At 67.6% G+C, this 15,048-nt stretch carries 14 protein-coding genes; 7 read left to right on the forward strand and 7 right to left on the reverse strand.

Annotation, left to right across the window (positions count from 1 at the left end):
- Positions 1-173 precede the first annotated feature (173 nt).
- From HLA91_RS04210 to HLA91_RS04220, 3 genes are read left to right on the forward strand one after another with little or no spacing between them, the layout of a single operon-like run.
- On the forward strand, positions 174-1,046 hold the full coding sequence (locus tag HLA91_RS04210) for an IclR family transcriptional regulator domain-containing protein (RefSeq protein WP_204514224.1): 873 nt from the start codon (positions 174-176) through the stop codon (positions 1,044-1,046).
- A 10-nt stretch (positions 1,047-1,056) separates the two neighbouring features.
- Positions 1,057-2,049, forward strand: a complete 993-nt coding sequence (locus HLA91_RS04215; protein ID WP_170273685.1) for an AAA family ATPase — start codon at positions 1,057-1,059, stop codon at positions 2,047-2,049.
- 2 nt (positions 2,050-2,051) lie between these two features.
- On the forward strand, positions 2,052-3,848 hold the full coding sequence (locus HLA91_RS04220; protein ID WP_170273686.1) for a cobaltochelatase CobT-related protein: 1,797 nt from the start codon (positions 2,052-2,054) through the stop codon (positions 3,846-3,848).
- A gap of 92 nt (positions 3,849-3,940) precedes the next feature.
- Here the strand turns inward: HLA91_RS04220 and HLA91_RS04225 are convergent, their stop codons facing one another.
- The 3 genes from HLA91_RS04225 to HLA91_RS04235 form a co-directional block, all read right to left on the reverse strand.
- A complete protein-coding gene (locus HLA91_RS04225; protein WP_239557095.1) occupies positions 3,941-4,798 on the reverse strand; it encodes a bifunctional allantoicase/(S)-ureidoglycine aminohydrolase in 858 nt (285 codons plus the stop codon).
- A 77-nt stretch (positions 4,799-4,875) separates the two neighbouring features.
- Positions 4,876-6,246: a DUF6986 family protein gene (locus tag HLA91_RS04230; protein ID WP_170273687.1), complete on the reverse strand. Its 1,371-nt coding sequence runs from the start codon at positions 6,244-6,246 to the stop codon at positions 4,876-4,878.
- A 26-nt stretch (positions 6,247-6,272) separates the two neighbouring features.
- Positions 6,273-7,661 carry an NAD-dependent malic enzyme gene (locus HLA91_RS04235; protein ID WP_170273688.1) on the reverse strand — a complete coding sequence of 463 codons (1,389 nt, stop codon included), beginning with the start codon at positions 7,659-7,661 and terminating at the stop codon, positions 6,273-6,275.
- Between the two features lie 176 nt (positions 7,662-7,837).
- Between HLA91_RS04235 and HLA91_RS04240 the strand changes: the two genes are divergently transcribed.
- Both HLA91_RS04240 and HLA91_RS04245 read left to right on the forward strand, forming a co-directional pair.
- The gene (locus tag HLA91_RS04240; protein ID WP_170273689.1) at positions 7,838-8,620 is read left to right on the forward strand and encodes an IclR family transcriptional regulator; all 783 of its coding nucleotides are present in this window, start codon (positions 7,838-7,840) and stop codon (positions 8,618-8,620) included.
- 117 nt (positions 8,621-8,737) lie between these two features.
- The gene (locus HLA91_RS04245; RefSeq protein WP_170273690.1) at positions 8,738-8,914 is read left to right on the forward strand and encodes a hypothetical protein; all 177 of its coding nucleotides are present in this window, start codon (positions 8,738-8,740) and stop codon (positions 8,912-8,914) included.
- Positions 8,915-9,319: 405 nt separating this feature from the next.
- Here HLA91_RS04245 and pucL read toward each other — a convergent pair whose 3' ends face one another.
- The 3 genes from pucL to uraD form a co-directional block, all read right to left on the reverse strand.
- Complete coding sequence (pucL, locus tag HLA91_RS04250) at positions 9,320-10,204, reverse strand: factor-independent urate hydroxylase (RefSeq protein ID WP_170273691.1); 885 nt, start codon at positions 10,202-10,204, stop codon at positions 9,320-9,322.
- Positions 10,205-10,265: 61 nt separating this feature from the next.
- A complete protein-coding gene (gene uraH, locus HLA91_RS04255; RefSeq protein ID WP_170273692.1) occupies positions 10,266-10,592 on the reverse strand; it encodes a hydroxyisourate hydrolase in 327 nt (108 codons plus the stop codon).
- A complete protein-coding gene (gene uraD, locus HLA91_RS04260; protein ID WP_170273693.1) occupies positions 10,589-11,083 on the reverse strand; it encodes a 2-oxo-4-hydroxy-4-carboxy-5-ureidoimidazoline decarboxylase in 495 nt (164 codons plus the stop codon). Before uraD ends, uraH begins: the two co-directional genes overlap by 4 nt.
- Before the next feature lie 504 nt (positions 11,084-11,587).
- Between uraD and HLA91_RS04265 the strand changes: the two genes are divergently transcribed.
- A complete protein-coding gene (locus HLA91_RS04265) occupies positions 11,588-12,793 on the forward strand; it encodes a glycerate kinase (RefSeq protein ID WP_170273694.1) in 1,206 nt (401 codons plus the stop codon).
- 50 nt (positions 12,794-12,843) lie between these two features.
- Positions 12,844-13,311, forward strand: a complete 468-nt coding sequence (gene bcp, locus HLA91_RS04270) for a thioredoxin-dependent thiol peroxidase (protein WP_170273695.1) — start codon at positions 12,844-12,846, stop codon at positions 13,309-13,311.
- A 393-nt stretch (positions 13,312-13,704) separates the two neighbouring features.
- Here the strand turns inward: bcp and allB are convergent, their stop codons facing one another.
- Positions 13,705-15,030, reverse strand: a complete 1,326-nt coding sequence (allB, locus tag HLA91_RS04275; RefSeq protein ID WP_204514269.1) for an allantoinase AllB — start codon at positions 15,028-15,030, stop codon at positions 13,705-13,707.
- Positions 15,031-15,048: the final 18 nt, after the last annotated feature.

The following is a 15,048-nucleotide window of genomic DNA, read 5'->3' on the forward strand; positions in this document are numbered from 1 at the left end:
CTCCAATGTTCCCGATAACGGAACAGTCCGTTCCGATTACTGTTGCGTGCTTCACTCTAGAGACCGAGCCCCCGATCGTCAACACATATTCCAAAATTGCGAACAGTCTGCAATACTTTTCGAGACAGAACGTTCGCTGGCGTCGCCGATCCGGGGCGCAGACTGGAGGAATCGTGAGCACCGCAGAGATCGTGGGGACCGCCGCCCATCCCGCCGCCGAGGCGGTGGAGACCGGCCGCGGACTCATCGGTGACACCCCGGTCCAGCGGCATCTGTCCCTCCTCGAGCTCATCGCCACCCGCGAGACGCCCTCGACCCTGCAGGGCCTGACGGAGGAGACGGGGCTGCCGAAGCCCACCCTGCACCGGATGCTCCAACAGCTCGAAGACGCCGGAATGGTCCTGCGCGACGGTGACGGCCGCCGGTTCCGCACCGGCCCGCGCATGCGCCGGATGGCTGAGCGGACCCTGCTGACCGATGTGCACTTCGGCAACCGCAACCGGATCCTCGCCGAGCTCGTCGCCGAGATCGGCGAGAGCTGCAACATCACCGCCCTGTCCGGTCACGAGGTCGTCTACCTCGACCGCGTCGAAACCCCCGAACCCCTGCGCGTGACCCTGGCGCCCGGCTCGCGCGTGCCGGCCCACGCCTCGGCCTCGGGCAAGCTGCTGCTCTCCCAGCTGCGTCCGGCTGCCCGCCGCCAGCTGCTCGGCACCGCCCCGCTGCGCAGCTTCACCCCGAATACGATCACCGATCCCGAAGCGGTTGATGCTGAGGTGGCGCGCGCCGCTGAGCTCGGCTACGGGATCGACAACGAGGAGTACCTCGCCGGGCTCGTGTGCGCCGCCGTGCTCATCCCGGATCCGTCCGGGGTCTCAAACCTCTGCGTGGCCGTGCAGGCCCCGGCCCTGCGGCTGAGCACCGCCGACTGCGTCGACCTGGTGCCGGTGCTGCGCCGGGCCGCCGAGCAGATCGCCACCCACAGCCACCCGACCGACGACAGCAGCGCCGATCAGAGCAGCGACGATGCTGCCGCCACAACCTGAGGAGGCTCCCATGACCCCGACGACACCGGACCTGACCGACACCTCATGCGTCCCGGACACCACCGTCAGCGCCCGCGAGGTCTTCGGCATCGACCGCGACATCGAGGTCCCGGCGTTCTCCGAGCCCAATGAGCTCGTCCCGGCGATCGATCCGGCCCACCACTTCGACCCGGATGTGACCCTGGCGATCCTCTCCGGCTACGCGAAGAACCGCCGCGTCCTCGTCCAGGGCCTGCACGGCACCGGCAAGTCCAGCCACATCGAGCAGGTCGCCGCCCGCTTGAACTGGCCGTGCATGCGCGTCAACCTCGACGGACAGATCTCGCGCCTCGACCTCATCGGCCGTGATGTCGTCACCCTCGAAGACGGCAAGCAGATCACCGAGTTCCGTGAGGGCATCCTGCCGTGGGCCGTCCGCCGCCCGGTCGCGCTGCTGCTCGATGAGTACGATGCCGGACGGCCGGACATCATGTTCGTCATCCAGCGCCTGCTCGAACGCGAAGGCCGGCTGACCCTGCTCGACCAGTCCACCGTCATCGCCCCGCACCCGGCCTTCCGGCTCTTCGCGACTGCCAACACCGTAGGGCTGGGCAATGTCACCGGCATGTACCACGGCGTCCAGCGGCTCAACCACGCCCAACTCGATCGCTGGTCGGTCGTCGCCCACCTCTCGGCCCTCGACCCGGAGGTCGAGGTCTCGATCGTCGCCGCCCGCGTCCCGGGCCTGGAGCCGGAGACGATCGAGGCGATGGTGCGCCTGGCCAACCTCACCCGCGAGGGCTTCAGGGTCGGCGACCTCTCCACCCTCATGTCCCCGCGCACCGTGGTGACCTGGGCGGAGAACATCGAGATCTTCGGCGAGCGCGAACGCGCCTTCCGCCTGTCCTTCCTCAACCGCTGCGATGAGTACGAGAAGGGCATCGTCGCCGAATACTACCAGCGCTGCTTCGACGCCGAGATCACCGAGGCGGCACCCGGGTCGCTGACCCCAGCCGGAGCCTGAGCATGAGCACCCAGCCGACCACCTCCTCGGGCGCGGGTGCCCCGCTGACCGCCGACCCGACGACCGCGACCGGCGGGCCGCCGCCGGGTGCCCAGGAGAGCCCGCGGACCACGCGGCGGCGCGAGCACTTCCGCGAGCTCGCCGACGCCCAGGCTCGCGCTGCGACCGGCCGGCCGGGCCTGCATCACCGCGGCGGCAGGCTCTACGACGGGCCCAAGCGGCTGGCGGTGCCGGCCCTGCACCTCAATCCTGCACCCGAGGCGTCCCTTGCCTCCCTGCGCGGAGTCGCCGATGCCGTGTGGCTGCGGTGGGAGGCCTCGGACCGGCAGCTGCACCGGCGGCTGCGCCCGGCCGAACCTGCCGCCCGGACGGTGTTCGATCTGCTCGAGCAGCTGCGGGTCGAGTCGCTTGTGCCGGATTCAGCACCGGGAGCCCGGCGGAATCTGGCGCTGCGCTTCGGTGAGTGGTCTGATGAGTTCCTCGCCTCGGGTCTCATCGACACGAAGGTCGGGCTCATCATCTTCGCCCTCGCCCACACCGCCCGCTCGAGGATCCTCGCTGTACCGATCCCAGCGCACCTGGAGGATCTGCTCGAGCACACGCGCTTCGATCTGGCCGAGAAGATCGGTGCGCCGCTGCTGCAGCTGCGGCGGGCCCGCCATGACCAAGGATCTTTCGCCGGCCCGGCTCGTGAGCTGGCGGGCATCGTCGCGGCCCTGGCCGAGGAGGCTGCAGCTGAGGATGAGCTGGCCCGCGGCGGGCGGAGCGGGCGCGCCCCGGAACTGGCGCTCTTCGATGAGGAGCGTGAGGCCGAAGACGACGATGACGACGGTGCGGTCGCAGGGCTCGGGCAGTCGCAGACGCTCAGTGCCGCCGCCGGGCAGTATGCGGTTTTCACCCGCGTCTATGACGAGACGACGACCGCCCTCACGCTCGTGCGCCCGGTCAGGCTGCGGGAGCTGCGCCGCCGGCTCGATGAGGCGATCAGCGAACGTGGGCTCTCAGTTCACCGGCTGACCCACCGGCTTGAGCGTGAGCTCGCCCGCGCCGGCAGTGACGGCTTCGATGCCGGGCAGCCAGAGGGCCGGCTCGATCGGCGCCGGCTCGCCCAGCTCATCGCCGCTCCGAGCCAGACGCTGGTCTTCGAGTCCGAGCGGATCGTCCCGCGGACCGAACTTGCCCTCTCTGTGCTCATCGACTGCTCCGGTTCGATGCGCACCCACCAGTTCGCCATTGCCTCAGCGGTCGACACCTTCGCCCGGGCTGGTGATGCGCTCGGCATGAGTGTCGAGGTGCTCGGCTTCACCACCCGGTCGTGGACCGGTGGGCGGGCGAAGAAGGACTGGCAGCGGGCCGGTTCACCCCTGGGTGCCGGCCGAATCGCCGAACGCCGGCACATCGTGCTCCTCGACGCTGACGCCGGCTACCGGCGCGGGCGGGCAGGGCTCGCGGCACTGCTGCGCTCGGACCTGTACAAGGAGGGTCTCGACGGGGAGGCGCTCGACTGGGCGGCTGCCCGGCTGGCCCGCCGCGAAGCCGAGCGCAGGGTCGTACTCGTCATCTCCGACGGGAGCCCCTCGGATGCGGTGACGGCCAACGCCAATGACGATGAGTACCTCGGCGCCCACCTGCGCCGCACCGTCGATCAGTGGACGGCCAGCGGCCAGGTCGAGATCGCCGGCTTGGGCGTCGGGCTCGATCTGAGCGTCTTCTACGACCGGCACCAGACCGTCGACATCGACGCCGGAGACGCCAACGCCGTCATCACCGGGATGGTCGAGCTGCTCTCCCGGCGCTGAAGGCTGGTATGCCAAGCCGCCCGGCTCAGCCATGGGCGGCGTGCGGTTCAGGGTCAGCGCGTGCGGTTCAGGGTCAGCGCGTGCGGTTCAGCTCAGAGTTCGACCTGACGGTTGACGTCCTTGTACAGCAGGTACCGGAACGGTTCCGGTCCGCCGGCGTAGCAGGCCTGGGGGCAGAACGCGCGCAGTGCGAGGAAGTCGCCTTCCTGCACCTCGACCCAATCGTCGTTGAGCCGGTAGACACCCTTGCCCTGCAGAATGTAGAGCCCGTGTTCCATCTCGTGCGTCTCGGCGAACGGAATGGAGGCACCGGGTTCGAAGGTGACGATGTTGACATGCATGTCGTAGGCGAGATCGGCCGGATCGATCATCCGGGTCGTCCGCCAGCGACCCTCGGTTCCCGGCATCGGAGAGGGCTCGATGTCGTTCTCGTTGCCGAACAGCGGCGCAGGCGTGTGGCCTGCGAGCGGCTGGTAGCGCTTGCGCAGCCAATGCAGCCGGGCCGCCTCGCCACCCACAGACGTCAGCGTCCACTGCGCACCTGCTGGCAGGAACGCATACCCGCCGGGCCCGAGGCGGTGGGTCTCGTCATCAAGGGTCACCTGGACCTCACCCTCCATGAGGAAGAGGAAGCCCTCAACCTCCGGCTGGAGCTCCGGGGCGTCCGATCCGCCGCCAGGGGCGACTTCGAGGATCGTCTGCGAGAAGGTCACGGGGCCGCCGTGGGCCGGGCGGTTGAGCACCCACGCGCGGGTGTCGCGCCACTCCGGCAGCACGGTGGTGACGATATCGCGCAGCACCCCACGGGGGATGACACTATAGGCTGTGCGGATGACCGCCCGGTCGGTGAGCAGGTCGGTCTGCGGCGGGTGCCCGCCGTGCGGCGCATAGTAGGTGGCACCGGTGCCGGCGTGCGCCTGCTGTGCGGTGAGTTCAGCGTCATTCATCATTGAACCTGCCTTTCTCAAGTCCGTCGTTGAATTCGTGGGAGTGCTCGCGCGGCGATCGCTCGCCTGCCGATCTCACCTTAGTTCTCCTGGGCAGACAGCTGCCCGGTGCGGGCCAGTCCACGCAGCTGAGCCAGCGCGATGCCGGCAGCGGTGTTCACCTCGGCTGCGGAGACAGCTCCGCAGGCCAGGGCCCGCTCGAGGTATCGGGCCAGCGCCTTGGCTGTGGCCGGCTCGTCGAGCACAGCGGAGTCCGTCCCGTAGACGTAGTTGCGCAACCGCTGGGCTGCGGAGCCGAAGCCTTCGCGGTAGAAGTGAAACGTCGCCAGGAAGCGGGTGGGCAGCTGGTGCGGATGCAGATCCCACCCCTGGTAGATGCCGTGCTGCAGGTGGCGGCGCACGAGCCGGGCATGCAGATCCCAGGCGGCATGCACCGCCTGCGGCTGGCCGATCGGCAGGATGTTCGTCGACCCGTCCGAGACGTGTACCCCGGTGCCGGCAGTCGCCAGCAGCATCTGCTGTTTGGCGAAGTCGGCGACCGGGTGGTCCATCGCCTGGTAGGCCGCGGCGATGCCAAGGGAAGCCGAGTAGTCGTAGGTGCCGTAGTGCAGCGAGGTCACGCGTCCCTCACCGGCGTCGAGCACCGCCCCGAGCGGAACAGTGCCGTCGGCAGCCTGGATGATCTGCGGGGTCTCGACCTGCACTTCGAAGCCGATCGCACCCTCGGAGAGCCCGAGGCTCGATTCGATCGTCCGGCAGGCGGCGACCATCGCGGTCACCTGATCCGGCGTGCTGACCTTGGGCAGCGTGAGGACGAGCTGCTCGGGCACTGATCCCCAGCTGGTGACGAGCCGCGAGACGAACAGGTCAAGCGTGCGCAGTCCGCGGTGCCGGGTCGCAGCTTCGAGGCACTTGAAGCGGATGCCGATGTAGGCAGGCGCGGTCTCGACCCTGAGCCCGGCTACCGCCTCGTCTGCGGTCTGCTGCGCCCAGCGGTCCTCCTCGTCATCGGGGCGGTCGCCGAAGCCGTCTTCGAAGTCGATGCGCAGATCCTCGATGGGTTCGGTGCTCAGCTTCTTCTCCACCGCGGCAGCCAGCGCCTCGGCTTCGGCAGCCCGTGCGCTACCGTCGTCAGCGCCACCGGGCGAGGCGTCGGCGCGTGCGACGGGTCCGAGTGCGCTGCCGGCTGCGGTGATGACCTGTTCGGCCAGGCGGCGCATACCGCCGTGCTGCTCGACGGCCTCGAGGGCCTGCTGACCCCAGCGCGCCGGAAGCTCCGGGGTGTAGCTGTCGGCGGGAACGTAGACGGTGTGCACGGCCTGCCGGATGTCCCGCTCGCCGGGGTATCGGCGTTCCAGCAGCTCGTCGGTGGCGGCCAGGCTTGCGTCGATGGAAGTCAGCACCTCGTCGGTGAGGGCTGCAGCGCCATCGGTCCTCTGTACTCCGCTCATGCGGGAACTCCTTCCGTTGCAGAGTCTCAATCTGCAGCCAATGCGGCTTCGACAACGGCCTGTGCCACCTTCTCGGCGACCTCGGGGTCGAACACTGAGGGAATGATATACCCAGCATGCAGCTGGTCTGATGGGATGCACGCAGCAATCGCCTCAGCTGCTCCGACGAGCATGGCGTCGGTGATGTCGGGGGTCTCGGCGTCGAGGAGCCCGCGGAAGAAGCCAGGGAAGGCGAGGACGTTGTTGATCTGGTTCGGGAAGTCGCTGCGCCCGGTGGCGACGACGGCGGCGTGGCGGCCGGCTTCGACCGGATCGACCTCGGGATCCGGGTTCGACATCGCGAAGACGATGGCGTCGCCGTTCATGGCGGCGATGTCATCGCCGTCGAGCAGGTTGGGCGCCGAGACGCCGATGAAGACGTCAGCACCGGCGACGGCCTCCTTGAGCGTGCCGGTGAAGCCGTCGGCGTTGGTATTCTCGGCGATCCATGCCCGGTGCTCGTCGCGTTGCTCACGGCTGCGGTCAATCGCGCCGTCGCGGCCGCAGGCCACGATGTGCTGGGCACCGGAGGCGATGAGCAGGCGGATGATCGCATGACCGGCTGCGCCGACCCCGGAGACGACGATCTTCACGTCCTCGATGCGCTTGCCGACGACGCGCAGGGCGTTCTCCAGTGCGGCGAGGGTGACGATGGCGGTGCCGTGCTGGTCATCGTGGAAAACCGGGATGTCGAGCTCTTCGCGCAGTCGCGCTTCGATCTCGAAGCAGCGCGGAGCGGAGATGTCTTCGAGGTTGATGCCGCCGTAGGCCGGGGCGATGGCCTTGCAGATGCTGATGATCTCCTCGGTGTCCTGAGTGTCCAGCGCCACCGGCCAGGCGTCGACGCCGGCGAACTGCTTGAACAGCACAGCCTTGCCCTCCATCACCGGCATGGCGGCTTCTGGGCCGATGTTGCCCAAACCGAGGACGGCTGAGCCGTCAGTGACGACGGCGACTGTGTTGCGCTTGATGGTGAGCCGGCGGGCATCCCGTCGATCAGCAGCGATAGCCTGGCAGACGCGGGCCACGCCGGGGGTGTAGGCACGGGATAGGTCATCGCGGTTGCGCAGCGGCGCCTTCGCCACCACTTCGAGCTTCCCGCCCAGGTGCAGGAGGAAGGTGCGGTCTGAGACCTTGTGGACGTCAACGCCATCGAGAGCGCCGAGAGCGCCTGCGACTTCGTCGGCGTGGGCAGCGTCGCGGGTATCGCAGCTGACGTCGACGATGAGTGCGTGCGGGGTCGAGTCTGCAACGTCGAGTGCCGTCAGGACCGCTCCGGCATCCGCGACCGCCCTGACAAGATCAGAGGAGGCGGTCAGCCCAGCCGGTGCAGCCACCCGCAGTGTGATCGAGTATCCGGGGCTCGGTGCGGCCATAGGAGTCCTTCCGTAGGGTTGAAGTTTCGTATGCCGAACAATACCTTCTGTTATACGAAAAAGCGACTAGCCGATAGACTCATCTCATAATCTTTTTCGCAGGCACGCCGAGCCCCGCCCCGCCGTTGAGCTCACCGGGATCTCGGCCGACTTCTCCCCAGGAGGGACCTCGCACCATGTCGCGCAACGCAGACGAAAAACCGCCCAATCGCCCCGCCAGGGGCGGCGTCCAGTCCGTCGAGCGCGCCTTTGACCTGCTGAACCTCATCGCAGACGCCGGAGGCCACACCACACTCAGCGAACTGGGCGCGGCCGTCGACCTGCCTATGCCCACGATCCACCGCCTACTCAAGACCCTCGTGGGTCTCGGCGCAGTCCGCCAGCTCCCCGATCGAGGCTACGCCCTGGGCCCTGGCCTCATCCGCCTCGGGAACCTGGCCGGCGAGCAGCTCGGCGCCATCGCCCGCCCCTACCTACGCGTCCTCGCCCAGGACCTAGGCGAAAGCGCCAATGCCGCAGTGCTCGATGGTGACATGGTTGTCTATGCAGACCAGGTGCCGTCGCAGCAGCAGATGCGGATGTTCACCGAGGTCGGGCGCCGGACGCACACTCATGACACCGGAGTGGGCAAGGCGATCCTTGCCGGACTTCCCGCCGAGCAGGTCCGCCGTATCGTCGAGACCGCCGGCATGCCCACGCCGACGTCGCACAGCATCGGCACGATCGAGGAGCTCGAAGCCGAGCTGGAGCGGATCCGCCAGCAGGGCTATGCCGTCGATGAGCAGGAGCAGGAGCTCGGCGTCCGCTGCTTTGCCGTCGCCGTACCCGAGGCGCCGACACCTATGGCGATCTCGGTCTCCGGGCCGACGAGCCGGGTGGATCAGAAGTTCGCTGACAAGGCGGTTCCGCTGTTGCAGGCCGCTGCCGCCAAGATCGCTGAGGAACTTCGGACCGATTGACCCCTTGACTCCCCATCCGGAGATGGCGGAAACTTGTAGCCACAAAGCGGAATAATAATTTCTCTTTGCGGAAGCTCAGCAGAGTCGTCGCTTCCTGCCACTGGAATGGAGAGTCCAATGAATCCAACCACACCTGATCGCGCTGTCTCACCGGAAACGGCCCGCACGGCCGCTGAGGAGTTCGTCGTCGGCAGCGAGGACCCGGATTTCGTCCTGCGGCCGGCGGGCACTCCGCAGCGCCCGTTTGTCTGCTACGTGCCTGTCATCGGCGGCATGCTTCCGCAGTGCCGCTGAGGCAGCCGAGACGACGAGTAGCTGGTCAGACACTGCCACTCAGCGCAGAGCCGGCACAGAACTGTGGCCCTTCCCGACAACTTCGGGAAGGGCCACAGTGCATTCGGAACATGTCGCGCACGCGGCAGACGATCCTGGCGCTGCCCTTCGGCACGCTGCCCATCGACACCTCGGGACACCTCGGGAGCGGCTCCAGCCAGAAATGATTCCAACCCGGAGCGGCGCGCGAGCCCGTGACAGCCGGAAGCGCCCGGTCGCGGCACCGATGTGTCTGGCGAAGAGCTGACAAGGCGACGAAGCGGCGCCGATCGACGAGGCACCCACACCGTAGCAGCCCATACAGATCCGCGACCCTCCCTGGAAGAGTCGGGGAGAACCGCGGTGCGCGAGGAGGACGCGGCCGGCTCAGCAGAATCCGGCGATGCCCATCCAGGCCTCAGGGACGTCCGGTGCGGAGTCGCGCACGATACTGGCCTCGATCAGGCCGTACGGGCGATCGGCTGCGTAGAACACCTCGTTGGGATTCTCCAGGCCGAAGGGCGAGAGATCCTGTACGAAGTGATGCTTGTTCGGGCAGGAGAATCGGATCTCGTCGATCTCGGGCACCTCAGCGATGACCCTCTCACCCATCTTGTACAGCGTCTGCTGCAGGGCGTGGGAATAGTGGTCGGTGAAGGTCGAGAGGATGAGCTCCTTGACGCGTGCGTACTGGGCCTCGAAGTCCAACGAGGTGGTGTTGTAGCGCCACCGGGTCGCGATATCGGTGGCCAGGATCCGGTCCTCGGTCTCCGGCAGGGTGGTATACGTGTCCTTCGGGTAGCCGACGAAGCCCGAGCCGGTTGATTTGAGGACGGTCAGTCCGTAGAAGCCGGAGATGAGATGATCGACGTCGCCGTCACGGGTCAGCACTGCGGTGCGCACCTCGGGGGCGGAGCGGTAGAAGGAGTGATCGTGGTCGTTGATCCGCGACCAGCCGTATTCCTCAGCTGCCCAGCGGCCGCCGGAGACCCAGTCGAAACCGGAGGTGAAGTGCTCGGCGAGCACCTTGAGGAAGTCCTCCGGGGAGGCGATGCCCTCTTCCTTCGCCTTGGCGAAGACGGTGTTCTTCTGCGTGTCGGTCGGCACGACGTGCTCGTTGTTGCCCTCGGTGTGGGCAGTTGTGAAGTCGCCCCACAGCTGGGAGGTGACGTTGAGATCGCGGATCTCATGGCGGTCGGTGTCGCGGTAGACGCGCACGACGCGATTTTCTGCCTTGCCGAACTGATTCTTGCCGAGTCGGACTGCGGTCATGATGATCTCCTGTCAGAAAAGTTTGAGCTCGGTTGACGGGGGTGGATTGGGGAGGTCGCGTTCAACTGCCGCGGTAAGTCGTGTAGGCGAAGGGGCTTAACAGCAGGGGGATGTGGTAGTGCGCCTCGCCTGCCCTGACGCTGAAGTCGATCGTGACCGAGGGATGGAAGTGATCCTGTCCGCGACGGCGGAAGTAGTCCCCGACTGCGAAGACGATCCGGTAGTCACCCGGATCGAGGGCCTCTGGACCCAGTTCGCCAACGCGGCCGTCGTCGTTGGTCGTCGCGGTGGCGATCCGGTCTCCGGACGCAGTCATGAGGGTGACCTCGACGCCGCGCGCCGGCACGCCGAGCATCGAGTCGAGAACGTGGGCGGTAATATGACTCACCTGAGGATCCCTTCCAGTCTGAGGGCGGCGATCTGCTCCAGCTGCTCGCCCGTCTCCGCGAGCTCGTCTTCAGGGGAGTTCTGCATCCGCCGTTCGAGCTCGGCGAGGATCTCCTCGGGAGTGCGTCCGGCGGCACGGATGAGGAAGACGCGGTCGAAACGCTCCTCATAGGCTTTGTTGCCTTCTGCGAGGCGCTCGCTGACGGAGCCTTCGAGGGAGCCGAGGCCGGCCTGCTCCTGGCGCGACTGCTTCGCCTCGACCGAATCACCGCCGGCGCGTTCGCCGATGCGCGGATGATGAGCCATCGCCGCCTCGATCTCCCCGGGACTCAGCGGATGGGCTCCGGCGCGTGCGACACTCAGGCATGCATCGACATCGGCGTAGGGGCGCCCCTGCGCCACGGCATCGATCCATCGGTCCACATCAAGACAGGGCCGCAGCAGCGATCGCACCTCCTCGCCAGAGAGCCGGTTGAAGTCTTCCAGATCCACACAACCTCCTCGTTGCCCGATTTCGCACTACGGAATACACATTCCGTGTTGCGTGAAAGTGTGACCCAGGACTCCATTTCCTGTCAACCGAGCAGCCCTGAGGCGAGACCCCCTGCTCATCGTTATCGAAACCGCCCGCACCGCACAACTGGACGCACGGCATACAGATGGCGACCCCGCATCCGCCAGCATTCTTATCCACACACTGAATTTATCCATACACTGGACTTTTATTTTCACATATCGGATAATTCCTCTATCGGATTGCACCCCACCTGCAGCATTGCCCGCCTGGAGGAACACGATGAGCATCGCGAGCACGCAGGCGCATGGTGCCAGCAGCGGATCCCCGAGGGAGCGCTCCGCCGGAGCGCTCAAGCTCCCCACCGTGCCGGCACGATGCGCCCCGGGTGCTCGACGCGACAGCATGGACTGCCATGGCAGAACCGCGCGCGCTGCACGCCGCTGGCGACTACCGCACCGCAACTCACAGAGGATTCTCCGATGACCGCTTCGCCCCCGCACATCGTCTGCGTCCCGGACTCCTTCAAGGGCTCTGCCTCGGCTGCGGAAGCTGCTGCAGCCCTGGCCCGCGGGGCCCGGCAGGTTTTCCCCACCGCCGAGGTAGTCGAGTTGCCGTTCGCCGATGGCGGTGAGGGGACGCTGGAGGCATTGCTGGCCGCGTGGGGCACCGAGCCCGAGGAAGCCCGTGTGGTCGACGCCATCGGACGTCCGGCGATTGCTCGCTTCGGTCGTTCGGCTGACGGCCGCGCGGCTGTCATCGAAGCGGCCCAGGCCAACGGCCTGCCCCAGGTCTCCGATGTCGAGCTGCAGCCGCTGCGGGCTGATACCTACGGCGTGGGGTTGATCGCCGCAGGCGTACTTGACGAGGTCGACGAGATCCTGCTGTGCATCGGCGGCTCGGCCAGCACGGATGGCGGCACCGGTCTGCTGCGCGCCCTCGGCGCACGGTTTATCGACTCAGCCGGTCAGGAGGTGGAGGCAGGCGGCCAGGGATTGGCCGACATCGCCGAGATCGACGTGTCCGGCCTGCACCCACGCGCCGGGCTGGTGCGGTGGCGGATCGCCGTGGATGTCGACAATCCGCTGACCGGACCCCGCGGCGCAGCAGCCGTCTTCGGGCCGCAGAAGGGAGCCACCAGCGACGACATCACGACTCTGGACGCCGGCCTGACCCAGCTTGCCCAGGTGCTGAGCACCCACCTCGGCAGCGGCTCCGACGCCGGCGCTGCCGAACGGCTCCGCGCCCGCGCGGGATTCGGCGCCGCCGGGGGAATCCCCATCACGATGACGACCCTACTGGGTGCAGAGACAGTGCCCGGTTCGCAGCTGGTCGCCGAGGCGGTCGGCCTAGCCGAAGTGCTGGCGCCGGCGGATCTGGTGCTCACCGGTGAAGGGTCGCTGGATTCGCAGTCGCTGGCCGGCAAGGTCGTCGACGCCGTGCTGCACCACACCCCGCAGGGGGTTCCGGTCATCGCAGTGGCCGGAACCGTGAAGCTCTCCCCCGCCGAATGCCGTGAAGCCAGGCTGGCCGCTGCGTTCTCCATCGCACCCGGAGCCGCATCATTGGAGGACCTGCGGACAGAGGCGGAGTCGCTGATCGAAGACACCGCGGCCCACGTCTGCGCCCTGGCGGCCCTCGGACACACCTCAGCTGAAACCGAATCAGAGACACGATTCTCCAACTAATGGATGCTCGGTGGGCGCTCTCACGCCCCCGTTCTCAGGAAGGATGGACCATGACCCGTCATCTCACCGCAGGCGACACCGCACCTGATTTCACCCTCAGCGACGCCGAGGGACGCAGTGTCTCGCTCGCCGACTACTCCGGCACAAGCGTCATCGTGTACTTCTACCCGAAGGCGGCGACGCCTGGATGCACCACCGAAGCCTGCGACTTCCGCGACAACCTGGGTTCCCTGCAGTCCGCCGGATACCAGGTGCTGGGCATCTCCCCGGATGATCAGGACGCGATCCGCGCCTTCGCCGCAGCCGAGAGCCTGCCCTTCCCCCTGCTGTCGGATCCCGGGAACGCCACGGCCAAGGCCTTCGGTGCCTTCGGTGAGAAGACGCTCCAGGGCCGCACTGTGAAGGGCACGCTGCGTTCGACCTTCGCCATCGATGCCGAAGGCATGCTGACCTACGCCGAGTACGACGTCGATCCCGAAGGCCACGTCAGCCGCCTCCGCAGCGCGATCGAAGGCTGAGCACACCCGAGGGCGGCACGTTTTCGAAGGCTGAGCGAACTCACCCCTGAGCTGCGACAGTGAGCGCGGTTCGGCTTGGCGCAAACGGTCGAAGGCCCGGAATCCTCTCTCCTGGCTCCGGGCCTTCGACATGCGGTGGCACAGTCAGGGGTGGTCGCCGCACCGCAGGACACCCCGAACTCCGCGGCGGTCGTCTCCAGCGTGTGAGCGGTCGTCTCCGGCATGTGAATTGCCTCTGATCCCGCACGGGCGGTATCGGAGGCCATGTCGGGAGTTTGCGGGCCGCTCTCCGGCGGCAGGTTCAGCCCTGCCGGCAGACTCAGCCTTGGCGGCAGACTCAGCCTTGGCGGCAGGCTCAGCCCTGAGGGCAGGCTCAGCCCTGAGGGCAGACAGTCAGCCCTGGCGGCGGAGAAGCTGACCGTGTGGGTTCGTGAAGTCCACGCGCTGACCGCGCAGGATGGTCTGCTCGACCTTCCCGAGCACCTCGCGAGTCTCATAGGCAGTGATCGGGTTGCGGTGCCAGAGATCCTCAGCCCGGACTTCCCAGCGGCACTCCGGGTCGAAGACGGCGAAGTCAGCCGACGCGCCTGCAGCGATCCGGCCCTTGCCCTCGACGCCGGCGACCCGGGCTGGCGCCTCAGACATCCAGCCGACGACCTCGGCGAGGTCGATGCCCTGCTGCCGGGCTTCGGTCCAGAGCAGTGAGAGGCCGAGCTGCAGAGATGAGATGCCGCCCCAGGCTGCGCCGAAATCGCCACTGTCGAGCAGCTTGAGCTCCGCCGTCGACGGCGAGTGATCCGAGACCACGCAGTCGATGATGCCGCTGCGCAGCCCCTCCCATAACGCTGTCCGGTTCGACTCCTCGCGGATCGGCGGGCAGCACTTGAAGGTCGTCGCTCCTCCGGGGATGTCCTCGGCGGCAAGCACCAGGTAGTGCGGACAGGTCTCGACCGTCAGCCGGACGCCGTCTTCGCGTGCCGCCGCGATCTCCTTCAGCGCTGCTGCTGAGGACAGATGGAGGATGTGTGCGCGGCAGCCGGTGCGACGGGCGGCTTCGATAACGGTGCGGATGGCCTCGTCTTCGGCTTCCTGCGGCCGTGAGCTGAGGAAGCTGCTGTATTCCCGGCCCTGTGCCTGGGGAGCGGCCTCCAGCACCCCGGAGGCTTCGGCGTGCACGATCATGACCGAGTCGACCTCGGCCAGGATTGCCATGTCACGTTCGAGCTCGTCGGCCGTCAGCGGCGGGAACTCCTCGACTCCGGAATCGGCGAGGAAGCTCTTGAAGCCGTAGACGCCCTGACGATGCAGCGGCACGAGGTGCTCGCTGTTGCCCGGGATCGCCCCGCCCCAGAATCCGACGTCAACGAAGGCCGCAGGAGCTGCAACCTCACGCTTCGCCTCCAGGGCCTCGGCGTCGACGGTGGGCGGCAGCGAATTGAGCGGCATGTCGACGATCGTCGTAACGCCACCGGCTGCGGCTGCCCGGGTGGCCGTGCCGAAGCCCTCCCACTCCGTGCGTCCCGGGTCGTTGACGTGGACGTGGCTGTCGACGAGGCCGGGCAGCAGCACCTGGCCTGCGGGAATGTCGATGACCTCGGCAGCTGCGAGGCCGGAGCCGAGGTCGGCCACGGCGACGATGACGCCGTCCCTGACTCCGACCTCGGCTGCGGACCACCCGTCTGGCAGCAGCACGCGCTCGGCACGGATCACCAGATCCAGCGACCCGTGCGCACCGGG

It is taken from the genome of Brevibacterium luteolum, assembly GCF_013004595.1.
Classification (GTDB): domain Bacteria; phylum Actinomycetota; class Actinomycetes; order Actinomycetales; family Brevibacteriaceae; genus Brevibacterium; species Brevibacterium luteolum.

Coding starts and splice junctions, on each gene's coding strand:
- HLA91_RS04225 (WP_239557095.1), bottom strand. CDS start 4,798: ATGATGAATGACGCTGAACTCACCGCACAGCAGGCGCACGCCGGCACC.
- HLA91_RS04245 (WP_170273690.1), top strand. CDS start 8,738: ATGAATCCAACCACACCTGATCGCGCTGTCTCACCGGAAACGGCCCGC.
- pucL (WP_170273691.1), bottom strand. CDS start 10,204: ATGACCGCAGTCCGACTCGGCAAGAATCAGTTCGGCAAGGCAGAAAAT.
- HLA91_RS04265 (WP_170273694.1), top strand. CDS start 11,588: ATGACCGCTTCGCCCCCGCACATCGTCTGCGTCCCGGACTCCTTCAAG.
- HLA91_RS04235 (WP_170273688.1), bottom strand. CDS start 7,661: ATGGCCGCACCGAGCCCCGGATACTCGATCACACTGCGGGTGGCTGCA.
- HLA91_RS04240 (WP_170273689.1), top strand. CDS start 7,838: ATGTCGCGCAACGCAGACGAAAAACCGCCCAATCGCCCCGCCAGGGGC.
- HLA91_RS04230 (WP_170273687.1), bottom strand. CDS start 6,246: ATGAGCGGAGTACAGAGGACCGATGGCGCTGCAGCCCTCACCGACGAG.
- bcp (WP_170273695.1), top strand. CDS start 12,844: ATGACCCGTCATCTCACCGCAGGCGACACCGCACCTGATTTCACCCTC.
- HLA91_RS04220 (WP_170273686.1), top strand. CDS start 2,052: ATGAGCACCCAGCCGACCACCTCCTCGGGCGCGGGTGCCCCGCTGACC.
- HLA91_RS04215 (WP_170273685.1), top strand. CDS start 1,057: ATGACCCCGACGACACCGGACCTGACCGACACCTCATGCGTCCCGGAC.